11 protein-coding genes are annotated in these 13,096 nt (G+C 58.7%); 7 read left to right on the forward strand and 4 right to left on the reverse strand.

The window, feature by feature from the left end; translation table 11 throughout:
- Position 1 precedes the first annotated feature (1 nt).
- Genes K3169_RS14895 through K3169_RS14905 form a run of 3 tightly spaced genes read right to left on the reverse strand, consistent with a single transcriptional unit; the run spans position 2 to position 2,990 of the window.
- Positions 2 to 931: a 2-hydroxyacid dehydrogenase gene (locus K3169_RS14895; RefSeq protein ID WP_263267026.1), complete on the reverse strand. Its 930-nt coding sequence runs from the start codon at positions 929 to 931 to the stop codon at positions 2 to 4.
- Positions 928 to 1,683, reverse strand: coding sequence for a class II aldolase/adducin family protein (locus K3169_RS14900; RefSeq protein WP_263267027.1), 756 nt, complete (start codon positions 1,681 to 1,683; stop codon positions 928 to 930). Before K3169_RS14900 ends, K3169_RS14895 begins: the two co-directional genes overlap by 4 nt.
- On the reverse strand, positions 1,680 to 2,990 hold the full coding sequence (locus K3169_RS14905; RefSeq protein WP_027901229.1) for an MFS transporter: 1,311 nt from the start codon (positions 2,988 to 2,990) through the stop codon (positions 1,680 to 1,682). The genes K3169_RS14900 and K3169_RS14905 overlap by 4 nt, the downstream gene beginning before the upstream one ends.
- A gap of 152 nt (positions 2,991 to 3,142) precedes the next feature.
- On the opposite strand from K3169_RS14905, the gene K3169_RS14910 reads away from it, so the two are divergent.
- The gene (locus K3169_RS14910) at positions 3,143 to 4,108 is read left to right on the forward strand and encodes a LysR family transcriptional regulator (protein WP_255884221.1); all 966 of its coding nucleotides are present in this window, start codon (positions 3,143 to 3,145) and stop codon (positions 4,106 to 4,108) included.
- An 11-nt stretch (positions 4,109 to 4,119) separates the two neighbouring features.
- On the opposite strand, the gene kdgR is transcribed toward K3169_RS14910, so the two are convergent.
- On the reverse strand, positions 4,120 to 4,899 hold the full coding sequence (kdgR, locus tag K3169_RS14915) for a DNA-binding transcriptional regulator KdgR (protein WP_027901231.1): 780 nt from the start codon (positions 4,897 to 4,899) through the stop codon (positions 4,120 to 4,122).
- Between the two features lie 150 nt (positions 4,900 to 5,049).
- Between kdgR and K3169_RS14920 the strand changes: the two genes are divergently transcribed.
- The 6 genes from K3169_RS14920 (at position 5,050) to uxuA (ending at position 12,389) form a co-directional block, all read left to right on the forward strand.
- Positions 5,050 to 6,057 carry a sugar kinase gene (locus K3169_RS14920; protein WP_263267028.1) on the forward strand — a complete coding sequence of 336 codons (1,008 nt, stop codon included), beginning with the start codon at positions 5,050 to 5,052 and terminating at the stop codon, positions 6,055 to 6,057.
- Positions 6,057 to 7,268, forward strand: coding sequence for a D-mannonate dehydratase ManD (manD, locus tag K3169_RS14925; RefSeq protein WP_263267029.1), 1,212 nt, complete (start codon positions 6,057 to 6,059; stop codon positions 7,266 to 7,268). The genes K3169_RS14920 and manD overlap by 1 nt, the downstream gene beginning before the upstream one ends.
- A 60-nt stretch (positions 7,269 to 7,328) precedes the next feature.
- Positions 7,329 to 8,360: a Zn-dependent oxidoreductase gene (locus K3169_RS14930; RefSeq protein ID WP_263267030.1), complete on the forward strand. Its 1,032-nt coding sequence runs from the start codon at positions 7,329 to 7,331 to the stop codon at positions 8,358 to 8,360.
- A gap of 67 nt (positions 8,361 to 8,427) precedes the next feature.
- Positions 8,428 to 9,726 (forward strand): MFS transporter, encoded by a 1,299-nt coding sequence (locus K3169_RS14935; RefSeq protein ID WP_122396767.1) that lies wholly within the window; start codon positions 8,428 to 8,430, stop codon positions 9,724 to 9,726.
- Positions 9,727 to 9,737: 11 nt separating this feature from the next.
- Positions 9,738 to 11,195 (forward strand): mannitol dehydrogenase family protein, encoded by a 1,458-nt coding sequence (locus tag K3169_RS14940; RefSeq protein WP_263267031.1) that lies wholly within the window; start codon positions 9,738 to 9,740, stop codon positions 11,193 to 11,195.
- 18 nt (positions 11,196 to 11,213) lie between these two features.
- Positions 11,214 to 12,389 carry a mannonate dehydratase gene (gene uxuA / locus K3169_RS14945; RefSeq protein ID WP_263267032.1) on the forward strand — a complete coding sequence of 392 codons (1,176 nt, stop codon included), beginning with the start codon at positions 11,214 to 11,216 and terminating at the stop codon, positions 12,387 to 12,389.
- Positions 12,390 to 13,096 lie beyond the last annotated feature (707 nt).

A 13,096-nucleotide genomic window follows, 5' to 3' on the forward strand; every position in this document is an offset into this window, starting at 1 on the left:
TTCAGTAGCCCAGCGTTGGGTCCACCAGATTATTCAGGGGTTCGCCATTGAGCAGTCGGCGGGCGTTTTCCGCGACCTGCAGTGCAATGCAATCGTCGGAGGCGGCGGAGGCCATGTGCGGAGTGATGATCACCCCCGGCATCTGCCACAAACGATCGTCCACCGGCAGCGGTTCCTGATCGAATACATCCAGCACCGCGCCGCGCAAATGCCCGCTGGCCAGGCCCTGTTGCAGGTCATCGACGACCAGGTGCTGCCCGCGTCCGGCATTCACCACTACCGCGCCGGGAGCCAGGGCGGCAAAGGTCTTGCTACACAGAATGCCTCGGGTGGCGTCGGTCAGGGGCAGCAGGTTGACCAGCATGTCCAGGCCGTCGAGGAATCCGTCGAACTGCTCGTCACCGTGATGACAGATCACTCCGGGAATTTCTCGCGGGCTACGTGCCCAGCCACTCACCGCATAGCCAGCACCGGCCAGATCACTGGCGATTGCCGCACCCAGTGAACCCAGGCCCATGACGCCCACTCTGAACTGCCCGGCAGGACGTTGTGGGTGACGCTGCCACGCGCTTTGACGCTGCTGTGCGGCCACGCGATCAAAATCACGGTGAAAATGCAGCACCGCCCAACGCACGTATTCGGTCATCCCACGTCGATGATCAGGGTCCACAACGCGGCAAGCTGGAAGGTCCGCCCGACTCGGATCCGTACGCAAATGATCAACCCCCGCAGCCACCGAATGCACCAGTTGCAGGTTGGGCAGGCTTGCCATGCTGCCCGCGGGTGGATACCAGCAGGCCGCGATTTGCGCCTCGGCGGCGGCCGGGTCATCGGGCAATACCACGTTGAGTTCAGGCGCGTTACGGGCGAATGCGACTTGCAGTTCGCTGTTCAGAATGGGGTCATTGGTCAACAGGACGACGGTGGTCATGAGCAGTAGGACTCGCGTTGGTCTTCGATCAGGGTAAGCGCGGCGTTCCAGCTCAACTGAATGATCTCTGCGGCTTCATCGCGATCAAACTGTTGGGCGGTCAAACGGCATACATCCTCGCTGGGTTGCACGAGTTTACTTTGACCGGACAAGGCTTGAACCTGTGCCTGACACGCCCGCTCCAGAAAATGGATTTCATGGAACGCCTGGGCCACGCTGCCACCGCCCGCCAACAAGCCGTGATTGCGCAGGATCATCGCCTTATGGGGGCCAAGATCCGCCACCAAGCGTTGACGTTCTTCCAGCGAAAGGGCGATGCCCTCATAGGTGTGATAACCCAGCTTGCCGTAGAACTTCAGCGCATGCTGAGTGATCGGCAACAGGCCGTGTTCTTGCGCGGCGACTGCCATACCGGCTGCGGTATGCGTATGGATCACGCAGTTCAGGTCTTCCCGAGCCATGTGGATAGCGGAGTGGACAACGAAACCTGCGGCGTTTACCCGGCTGTTTTCCACGTCGCCATTGACCACCTGGCCATGCTGATCGATCCGCACCAGATCACTGGCTTTCATCCGGTCGAAGATCACCCCGTAACGGTTGATCAGGAAGTGATGTTCGGGACCAGGGATGCGCAGGCTGATGTGCGTGTCGATCAAATCAGTCATGCGAAAGTGCGCCACCAGTCGATACAGTGCGGCCAGTTCACAGCGGGCCTGCCATTCCACAGCGTCGATAGAATCCGGGGTATTCATGAAAGCTCCTTGTTGAACGCTGACTGTTGTGTGGTGCTGTCGTCACCGCGCAGACGCGCCAGACCACAGACGCCAAACAGCGAAATGCCTGCCAGCACGCTGAAGAAAATCGCCAGTGGCAGCCATTGCCCGGCGTAGTGAGTGGCCAGCAACGTGCCGATGATGGGCGTGCTGCCACCGGCAATCGCACAGATCAGTTGGTAAGCGATAGATATCCCGCTGTAACGCAAATGCGCCGGGAATGCCTGAGCCATGTAACCGGCAATCACTGCGTAAAGCGCTGACAAGGTGATCACAGCCATGGCGATGCCCAGGGTCATCAACGCCAGGTTCTGGGTGCCGACCAGCAGAAACATCGGGTAAGGCATGAACATCGAGAGCAGGGCGGTCAGCATCAGGAACCGGCCTTCGCCGATACGCTCGGCCAGTAATGCGCTGATGGGCTGGGAAATGAATTGCAGGACGGTCACGATAAACAGGCAATCCAGAATGGTCGCCCGTGAGATGCCCTGATACTGGGTCACGTAAGTGATCATGAAGGTGTTGGTGAAGAAAAAGCCCGCCGAGCCGATGGTCACCGCGCAGGCGGCGAAGAAAATCTGCCGCCAGCAGGTGCGCAGCACGTCCAGCACCGGGTACTTGGCGGTTTCGCCTTTCTCCGCGACTTCCTTGAATTCCGGTGACTCCTCAACGCCAAAGCGGATCGCCAGGCCAATCAGCATCAATACGCCACTGGCGAGGAACGGCAAACGCCAGCCCCAGTCGGCAAATTCAGCGGGCTCCAGAGACGTAACAAGTCGAAAGGCAATCAACGCCAGCAGCAAGCCTGCGGGGCTGCCCAGTTGCGCGAAGGAGGCATAGAACGTCTTGCGGCCCTTGGGCGCATGTTCGCTGGCCATCAGTACCGCGCCGCCCCATTCGCCACCGACCGAGATGCCTTGCACGATGCGCAGCGCCACCAGACCAATGGGTGCCCAGATGCCGGCGCTGGCGTAGCTCGGCAGCAAGCCTATTCCCGTGGTTGCCAACCCCATCAGCAGCATGGTGAACAGCAACATCTTTTTACGCCCAAGCCGATCTCCCAAGTGACCGAACACCATCCCGGCCATGGGCCGTGCGATGAAGCCGACCGCGAAGGTGCCAAAGGCGGCGAGGGTGCTCAGGCCTGGCGTATCGCTGGGGAAGAACACCTGGCCGAGGATCAGCGCGGCGGCTGTGGCGTAGATGTAGAAGTCGTAAAACTCGATGGTGGTGCCGATGAATGCCGCGGCAGCCGCGCGACGAGGCTGGTTGGACGAGGTTCGCATGCAAGGCCCTTTTAGTATTGGCGTTATGGCAGGGATTGAGGCTGTTCACATAGCGCTCTGTGGCGCTTCCCTGCTTTATCGCTCGCTGCCTATAATTAATCAATTTGCTAATACTTATTTTATGTATTAGTCAGGCTACTAATGGTGCATTGATGAACAACGACGAATTAGTCGAAGCACAGGGCAAGTGGCAAGGTCGGCGTTTTCTCAATGATCGACTGGACTGGAACCTGCTGCGCACTTACCTGGCTATCGGTCAGGAACGCAGTATCAGCCGTGCGGCAGCCAGGCTTTTCGTCACGCAATCAGCGGTCAGTCAGTCGCTCAAACGGCTTGAGGAACAGCTCGATTGCGCGTTGATCGTGCGCAAGGGGCCGCGCTTCGACCTGACTCAGGCCGGGGAAGAGGTGTTTGGCATTGCCCAGGAGATGTATGGCAATGTGTCCCGTCTGGGCACGGCGGTTGAGGGTGCCGAGGAAGAAGTCGTTGGCAAAGTGCGTGTGCTGTCCATCAGTCATGTGCAGTCACCGCTCTATGACGACTTTCTTGCGGACTTCCACCTGCTGCATCCGCGTGTCGAGCTGGAACTTGAAGTCATGCGCAGTTCAGATATTCAGAGCTCGCTGAACCAGAAAACCGCCAGCCTCGGCATTGGCCTGTGCCGCTTTCCCCAGGCAAAACTGGAGCGAGTGCTGTTGATGCGCCAGCGCTATGCATTCTTCTGTGGCAAACGGCATCGGCTGTTCGGAAAACGCGGACTGGCACTGGATGCGTTACAGGGCGAAAACTTTGTCAGTTTCACCAGCGACCAGTTGGGCGGCAATCTCTCACCGCTGACGGTGTTCCGCGATCAGCAGGGGTTCACCGGAAAAATCGTCGCATCATCGCCCAGCTTTGAAGAGATTCGCCGGTTGATCATCGCCGGATATGGCATCGGTTGTTTGCCTGAACATCTGGTGGACAACGATTTGCACAACGGGCTGATCTGGCGTTTACCACCGGCTGACGGCGTGGTCGATGTCGATATGTTTTTGATGTGGAACCGCGATCAAAGGATGAACCGCGCCGAAACGGTTTTTATCGAGTCGTTTCGGCAGGTCATTGAAGGAGCGCTTTGATCAGCAGGTAGTTACGCGTGCCAGCCTAATTGGCTGGAAATGCGTTGCGTGGCTTCCACCAGTTGCTTGACGTAGTCCTGCTTGAGCTCTTCTCGAAAGCGGAAGCAGGGAAATGACACACTCATGCCGCCGATCACATGCCCAAAACGGTCGCGAATCGGCGCCGCCAGACAGCGCATGTTGTCTTCAAACTCTTCATGGTCTTCGGCATAACCCTGTTCGCGAACCACCTGCAGTTCCTGCAAATAAGCATCGACTGTGGTCAGGGTATTGGCTGTGCGGCGCTCGAAGCTCTCTTCTTGCAGGTGTGCCAGCAGCTCCGGTTGCTCAAGCCACGCCATCAACACTTTGCCGATCCCGGTGCAATACAGTGGTGCGCGTCGACCGATACGCGAGTACATGCGCAGGTTGTATTTGGAGTCGATCTTGTGCACGTAGACGATGCTGCCTTCGTCAAGAATCCCCAGATGCACTGTCTCGCCAGTCAGCTCATTGATACGGCGCATGCCCGGTTCAGCTTCGCGGACGATGTCCAGATGAGGCAGGGCTTGCGCGCCCAGTTCAAACAGCCGAACGCTGAGCCGGTAGCGTTCTTCGGCATCCTGCACGACATAGCCACGAGCCTTGAGCGACTGCAGAAAGCGGTAAACCGTGCTTTTGGACATGTCCAGTTTCTGCGCGATTTCCGATACGCCGCTTTCCTCGGGATGTTCTGCCAATGCCTCTAGTACCGCCATGGTCCGGCCCACTGCGGAGACCAGTTCATTGTTCTGGAGAGTGCTGTTGTCCATGAAGGCTCCAACGGGAACGGAAAACCCAAGGATATACGCTGGCGAGTCAAAACGCTGTTTCATTTTGCTTGACGAGGTGAAAAATCTGATCGAAACTCCGCCACAACTTGCAAGTGAAACGCCGTTTTAAAAATAATAAGGCGCGTAATGATGAAAGTGATTTCAAGACAACAGCCGCAATCCGTTTCACACAAACCCGTCAAAGTCGCGATGGTGGGTGAGTGCATGATTGAGATGAGAGCCGAGTCAGCCTCAGACTTCAGTCAGACGTTTGGGGGCGACACGCTCAACACGGCCGTTTATCTGGCCCGATTGAATTCAGCTGCGCACATCGCCGTGGAATACGTTACCGCCATTGGCGCGGACAGCTTCAGCGATGCCATGCGCCAGTTGTGGTGTGACGAAGGCGTCGGCAACCAGCACGTGCGAGTGATCAAGGACGCATTGCCGGGCCTCTACGTTATCCAGACCGATACTCGTGGTGAACGACGCTTCGTGTATTGGCGCGGTCAGGCCGCAGCGCGACGCATGTTCGACGGGCCTGAAGCAGACACCATGCTGATGGCTCTGGCCGATTACGACTACCTCTACCTGAGCGGCATCAGCCTGGCGATCCTCACGCCCGATGGCCGCGCACGCCTGTTGAAGGCTGTAGCTCAAGCCCGCAAATCTGGCACCCGGATCGTCTTCGATAACAACTTCCGTCCCCACCTGTGGCCCGATACCAACGCTGCGCGGCAGGCCTATAGCGACATTCTGCGCCTGACTGATCTGGCCCTGATCACCTGGGATGACGACGAAGCCCTGTTTGGTTACCCAGACGTAGAGGCCTTGTTCCGTGCCTACGCACACTTCGGTGTGGGCGAAGTGGTACTCAAGCGAGGCGCGGCGTCATGCCTGATCGACTGCGACGGCGAACGCTTCGAAGTGCCCGCCGAACTCGTCAGCAACATCGTCGACACCACGGCGGCAGGCGACTCTTTCAGCGCAGGGTATCTCTCTTGTCGCTTACAAGGCGGCGGGCCTGATCTCGCTGCTCAGTGGGGGCACCGACTGGCCGCCCAAGTGGTTCAGCATCGGGGAGCACTGATCCCCAGCGCTGCCATGCCCATCCTGAATATGCCTACATTTTCTTTTGCCGCAGAGGCCCGCAACTGATGAAAATCATTGAAGCTCGCGTGATCGTTACCTGTCCGGGTCGCAATCTGATCACTCTTAAGATCGTCACCGATGCCGGCATTTACGGTATCGGCGATGCGACCCTGAATGGTCGCGAACTTGCGGTGGTCGCCTACCTTGAAGAGCACGTGCTGCCCGCGCTGATCGGGCGCGACGCCCATCGGATCGAAGACATCTGGCAATACCTGTATCGCGGGGCTTACTGGCGCCGTGGTCCGGTGACCATGACCGCGATTGCCGCAGTGGACATCGCGCTGTGGGATATCAAGGCCAAGGCCGCCAACATGCCGCTGTATCAGTTGATGGGTGGCAAGAGCCGCGAGCGGGTGATGGTCTACGGGCATGCCACGGGGAAAGACATCGAAGGTTGCCTGGATGAAGTCGCTCGCCATGTCGAACTGGGTTACAAGGCGGTGCGCGTGCAATGCGGGATTCCCGGCATCGCCACCACTTATGGCGTGGCCAAGCGCAGCGGCGAACGCTATGAGCCGGCCGACAGCGACCTGCCTGCCGAACATATGTGGGACACCGCCAAGTACCTCAACTATGTGCCCAAACTGTTTGCGGCCGTTCGTGAGCGTTTTGGTGATGACCTGCACATTCTCCATGACGTTCACCATCGCCTCACGCCGATAGAAGCGGGGCGCCTGGGCAAATCCGTAGAGCCGTACAACCTTTTCTGGCTGGAGGACTGCACCCCGGCTGAAAATCAGGAGGCTTTTCGTCTGATCCGTCAGCACACGACCACGCCACTGGCGGTGGGTGAGGTCTTCAACTCGATTCATGACTGCCGCGAGCTGATTCAGGAGCAGTTGATCGACTATATCCGTGCCACCCTGGTTCACGCAGGTGGCATTACCCATGTGCGACGGATTGCCGATTTCGCTGCGCTGTTTCAGGTGCGCACCGGCTTTCACGGCGCCACCGACCTGTCGCCAGTGTGCATGGGCGCTGCCCTGCATTTCGATACCTGGGTGCCCAACTTCGGCATTCAGGAGCACATGCCTCACGACGAACGCATCGACGAAGTCTTTCCTCATGCCTATCGCTTTGAAGACGGCCATTTCACCCCGGGCGAAACCCCGGGCCATGGCGTCGACATCGATGAAACCCTCGCAGCGAAATATCCCTACAAACGCGCCAGTCTGCCGGTCAATCGCCTGGAAGACGGCACGCTCTGGCACTGGTAAGACAATCAAATCATCACAACAAGAACATCAGGCGGCGGCCGCCCTGACAGGAGTTACCCGATGAAAGCCTTTCAAGTAAGAGCACCTTTTGAGTTCGGCCTGGCCCACGTCGAGGTGCCGCAAATCGCACCCGGCGAAGTCAAGGTAGACGTGGCCTACGCCGGTATCTGCGGCTCGGACATGCACATCATCCACGGCCAGAACGCTTTCGTGCGTTTCCCTCGAGTAACCGGCCATGAGTTCTCTGGCGTGGTGCGCGAAGTGGGTGAAGGCGTCGAACACCTCAAGGCTGGCGACCGCGTGTGCATCGACCCGGTAATCAGCTGCGGGACTTGCTACCCGTGCCGGATCAATCGCCCCAACGTCTGCACCAAACTGCAAGTGATTGGCGTGCACCGCGACGGTGGTTTCAGCGAGCAGGTCTGCGTCCCGGCCAGCAACGCCCATCGTCTTCCTGACTCGATGTCCCTGAGTCACGCGGCGCTGGTGGAGCCTTACTCCATCGCGCTCAACGTGCTGGATCGCATGCACGTGCATCCGGGAGACAGTCTGCTGATCTATGGGGCTGGCGTGATTGGCCTGACTCTGGTGCAGATGGCCCGGGCGCTGGGTTTGACCGACATTACTGTCACCGACGTGATTGATGCGCGTCTGGAAACCGCCAAAGCCTTGGGCGCCAGCCGTACCCTCAACGGTCAGGCTGTCGATGTCGAAGCCACGATGCGTGAGTTGACCCACGGCGAAGGCGTGCCGCTGATTGTCGACGCTGCGTGCATTCCGTCCTTGATGCCGCAAATGGTCCGCCTGGCCTCACCAGCCGGGCGTATCGGCTTGCTGGGCTTCAATGCTACACCGAGTGATCTGGTGCAACTGGAGATGATCAAGAAGGAGCTGACGCTGGTGGGCTCACGCCTGAACAACCGCAAGTTTCCCAAGGTGATCGAGCTGATTGCCAGCGGCAAATTGCAGGTTCAGGAGCTGGTCAGCCATCAAGTGTCTTTCGACGAGATGCCAGCAGCCATCGACCTGATCGAAAACCACCCTGAGCAGACCCGCAAGGTGCTGGTGCAGTTGGGTGAAGCGCGTCACTAGTCCGATGTAGATACGAGTGCCCCTATGGGCACCCTCACCGAATAAACATAAAAAGCGGGAGGTTCCAATGTTTGGTCAAGGCCGTACGTTAATTATCATCATGCTGTTCCTGGCAGGCGTCATTAACTACCTGGATCGCTCGGCATTGTCCGTGGCAGCCCCTTTCATCCAGAAGGACTACGGTCTGACGACGGGTGAGATGGGCATGATCTTCAGTAGTTTCTTCGTCGGCTACGCAGCGTTCAACTTTATCGGTGGCTGGGCGGCTGACCGCTACGGCGCAAAAACCACGCTGCTGCTGGCGATGGTGTTGTGGTCGTTGTTCAGCGGCCTCACTGTGCTGACCGTCGGTTTCGCCTCGTTGGTGCTGATCCGCATCCTGTTTGGCATGGGTGAAGGGCCATTGAGCGTCACCACCAGCAAGATGGTCAACAACTGGTATACGCCAAAACAGCGTGCCAGGGCGCTGGGTTCGTCGATGTCCGGCACACCTCTGGGCGGGGCGATTTCCGGGCCGGTAGTGGGCTTCATCGCCATCAGCTACGGCTGGAAAGTGTCGTTCATTATCATCATGGTGGTAGGGCTGATCTGGGCGGCGGTGTGGTTCAAGTTCGTCAAGGACAAACCTGAAGGCAAGGTAGCCGAGGAAATCCAGCGCGCCGAAGGCACCAGCGAAGTGGCTTCGTTGCCGGTGCATCCGCTGCGTTATTACCTCAAACAACCTACCGTGCTGTTCACGTCGCTGGCGTTCTTTTCCTATAACTACACGCTGTTCTTCTTCCTGACCTGGTTCCCCAGCTACCTGACCATGGCCCATGGGTTGAACGTCAAGGACATGAGTATCGCCACCGTGATTCCGTGGCTGCTGGGTTTCCTCGGTCTGGCGCTGGGCGGTTTCATCTCCGACTTCGTGTTCAAGAAGACCGGGCGGATGATGTTCTCCCGCAAAGTGGTGCTGGTCACGTGCCTACTGGCTTGCGCAGGCTGTATTGCTCTGGCTGGCATTGTCAAAACCCTTTATCCAGCGGTCATTCTCGTCGCACTGGCGGTGTTCTTCCTGTACCTGACCGGCGCCATTTACTGGGCGATCATCCAGGACACCGTGCCCGCTGCCCGGGTGGGTGGCGTCAGCGGCTTCATGCATTTCCTGGCGAACACCTCGGGGATCATTGGCCCGACCCTGACCGGTTTTCTGGTGCAGTTCACCGGCTCGTTCACCAGCGCATTCCTGCTGGCAGGGCTGTTGACTGTGATTGGCGCGGTCTGTGTGGCGCGCTACGTAAAACCGCTAAGCGCTGCAGACACCGGTGAAGCGGCTGTCCCGGTTCCGCAACATGATTCGGCCTTGAGCCATCCCAGAACATAAGGAGTGTGTCGATGCCGACTGTTAACCGCGTGCCCGCTACCGGCACTGCTTCAGAGTCAGAACCGGTCATTCGAATTGTCCATCTTGGCCTGGGGGCGTTTCATCGCGCCCATCAGGCGGTCTACCTGCAACGTAACCTCAATCGTCATGGCCAGAGCGACTGGGGCCTGTGCTGCGCCAACCTGCGCTCCAATCGAGCAGTGGTTGATCTGCTGCGTGAACAGGACTGTCGCTACCATGTGGCTGAGTATCGCGACCGCGAACAGGTGACGCTGCGCGAAATTGCCGTCGTGCGCGAAGCGCTGTTTACGGGAGAGGGCGGTGATGAGCTGGAGTTGCTGTTGCAGCGTATGGCCGCGCCGCAAACGAAGATTGTCACGCTTACGGTTACCGAAAAAGGCTACTGCCTGAGTCCTTCTACGGGGCAATTGCGCCTTGAAGACACGACGATTGCCCATGACATTGCTCATCCGCTAACGCCGCGTTCGGCACCAGGCATCGTCCTCGAAGCCTTGCGCCGCCGTCGCGCTGCTGGCATCCCGGCGTTCACCGTCCTGTGCTGCGACAACATGCCTGACAACGGTCAGCGTACCCGGCAGGCGGTACGCGGTCTGGCAGCAGAACAGGATGAAGAACTGGCTCAATGGATAGACCAGAAAGTCGCGTTCCCAAGCTGCATGGTCGACCGGATTGTCCCGGCCATGACGCCAGAGTCTTTCAGTCGTCTGGAGCAGCAACTGGACTGCCACGACCCTGCGGCGGTGGTCTGTGAAAGCTTCAGCCAGTGGGTCATCGAGGACAACTTTCCGCTGGGTCGCCCTGACTGGGAAGTGGAAGGCGTGCAGATGGTTGAGGACGTGCAGCCCTTCGAAACGATGAAGCTGCGCATGCTCAACGGCAGCCATTCGCTGTTGGCTTACGTGGGTGTGCTGGCGGGTCATGAGTTGGTATACGAGGCGGTCAATGATGCCCGGATGGCAGGTCTCATTGAGCATTACATGGCCCATGAAGCCGCACCCACGCTGGACATGCCGCCTGGCATCGATCTTTCGCTCTATGCCCGCGATCTGATCGCGCGCTTTGCCAATGACAGCCTGCAACATCGTCTGCGGCAGATTGCCATGGACGGCTCGCAAAAACTGCCGCAACGCTGGTTGCTCGGTGCTCAGCAGTTACTCGACGAAGGTCGCGATATCGCTTGCACTGCTTTGGGCGTTGCAGCCTGGATTCGCTACTGCACACAACCCGCGACGCAGGTCGTAGACGACCCGTTGAATGCCACCTTTGCCGATCTGGCAGGACGCTTTGAAGGCGCGCCTCTGGTGGATGCGTTTTTGGAACTGAATGAAGTATTTCCGACCGCACTGGCGAAGCGCCCGGCGTTTCGCGCCGCGGTGCAACAGGCTTATGGCTCGCTGGTTGGCGAAGGCATCAGCAGCGTGTTGCAACGCTTCGCTGGGCACAACTAACAAGAAAAGGAGAAGCATATGGAACAGACATGGCGCTGGTTTGGCCCCAAAGACCCGATTTCTCTGGCGGACGTCCGGCAAACCGGCGCGACCGGCATCGTCACTGCACTGCATGAGATCCCCAATGGCGAGGTATGGCCGGTAGAGGCCATCGCGGCGCGCAAGCAGATGATCGAAGCCGCAGGCCTGACATGGTCGGTGGTGGAGAGCATCCCGGTACACGAAGACATCAAGCGCGGTTGCGGTCGCCGCGATGAGTACATCGCCAACTATCAGAAGAGCGTGCGTAACCTGGCCAGCTGCGGCATTGATATCGTCTGCTACAACTTCATGCCGGTGCTGGACTGGACACGTACCGACCTGGCCTGGGAACTGGCGGATGGGGGCTGGGCGCTGCGGTTTGATCAGACTGCATTTGCTGCATTCGACCTGTTCATCCTCCAGCGTCCGGGGGCAGAGGCGGAGTACAGTGCCGAGGATATACAGCAGGCCAAAGCCTGTTTCGAGGGGCTGACCGCCAGCCAGAGTCAGGCGTTGGTCAATACCCTGATTGCAGGTTTACCGGGTGCTGAAGAGCATTACACCCTGGAAGATTTTCGCGCTTTGCTGAACACTTACGCGGATATCGACGAAGCCAGATTGCGTGAGCATCTGGGCTATTTTCTGCGTGCATTGATTCCGGTGGCAGAAGAAGTCGGTGTGCGGATGGCGATCCACCCGGATGATCCACCCCGGGCGCTGCTCGGCCTGCCGCGTATTCTCTCTACCGCCGCCGATGCCCAGTGGTTACTGGACGCCGCGCCAAGCCAGGCCAACGGCCTGACGTTCTGCACCGGCTCTTACGGTGTGCGCGAAGACAACGATCTTGTGGCGATGGCGAAGCATTTCGCACCTTACATCTACTTCACGCATTTGCGCTCGACCCGCCGAGAGGCCGATCCGCGCAGCTTCCACGAGGCTCATCATCTGGACGGTGATGTGGACATGGTCGGGGTTATCCGCGAGCTGGTCACCGAGGAGCGAAGACGTGAACGCGAAGGCGGCCCGCGCCTGCCGCTGCGTCCGGATCACGGCCATCAATTACTCGACGACCAGCACCGCAAGAGCAATCCTGGCTACTCGCTGATTGGTCGACTAAAAGGGCTGGCAGAAATCCGCGGGGTGGAATTGGCAGTGCGGCAGCAGCTGAGCTGAAAGACCTCAGCGCCTGACTCCCGGGAAAGCCTAGCTCCAACAGGGGAATGCGATCTCATGTGGGAGTCGCCCCGGTGTCCCTGACACCACGCTGTCGCGCAGCAAACACCGACCCTGTAGGAGTGAGCTTGCTCGCGATTCGGCCTGTCAGTCGATGAATATATTGCCTGTAATGGAGCTATCGCGAGCAAGCTCACTCCTACAGTAAAAAGCATTCCAAATCAGATAGTTATATTTTGTTTGATAGGAGCGGTGCTTGCCCGCGATTCAGGCGCCTCAGATATAAAGCCAACTAAGGCTTGGCGGAAATCCACCGCCTGGAATTGGCTGTACCGCAGCAGTTGGACTGAAAGACCTCAGCGCCTGCATCGCGGGCAAGCCTCGCTCCCACAGGAGATCGCGGTCTCATGTGGGAGCCGGGCTTGCCCGCGATACAGGCGCCTCAGATATAAAGCCAACTAAGGCTTGGCGGAAATCCACCGTCTGCAATTGGCTGTGCGGCGGCAGCTGGGCTGAAAGACCTCAGCGCCTGCATCGCTGGCAAGCCTCGCTCCCACAGGGGAATGCGATCTCATGTGGGAGCGAGGCTTGCCCGCGATACAGGCGCCTCATATATCAAGTCAACTCAAGGCGTAGTGGAAATCCACCGTCTGGAATTGGCTGTACCGCAGCAGTTGGGCTGAAAGATCTCAGCGCCTGCATCGCGG

The organism is Pseudomonas phytophila, from assembly GCF_025643095.1.
Taxonomy (GTDB): Bacteria; Pseudomonadota; Gammaproteobacteria; order Pseudomonadales; family Pseudomonadaceae; genus Aquipseudomonas; species Aquipseudomonas quasicaspiana.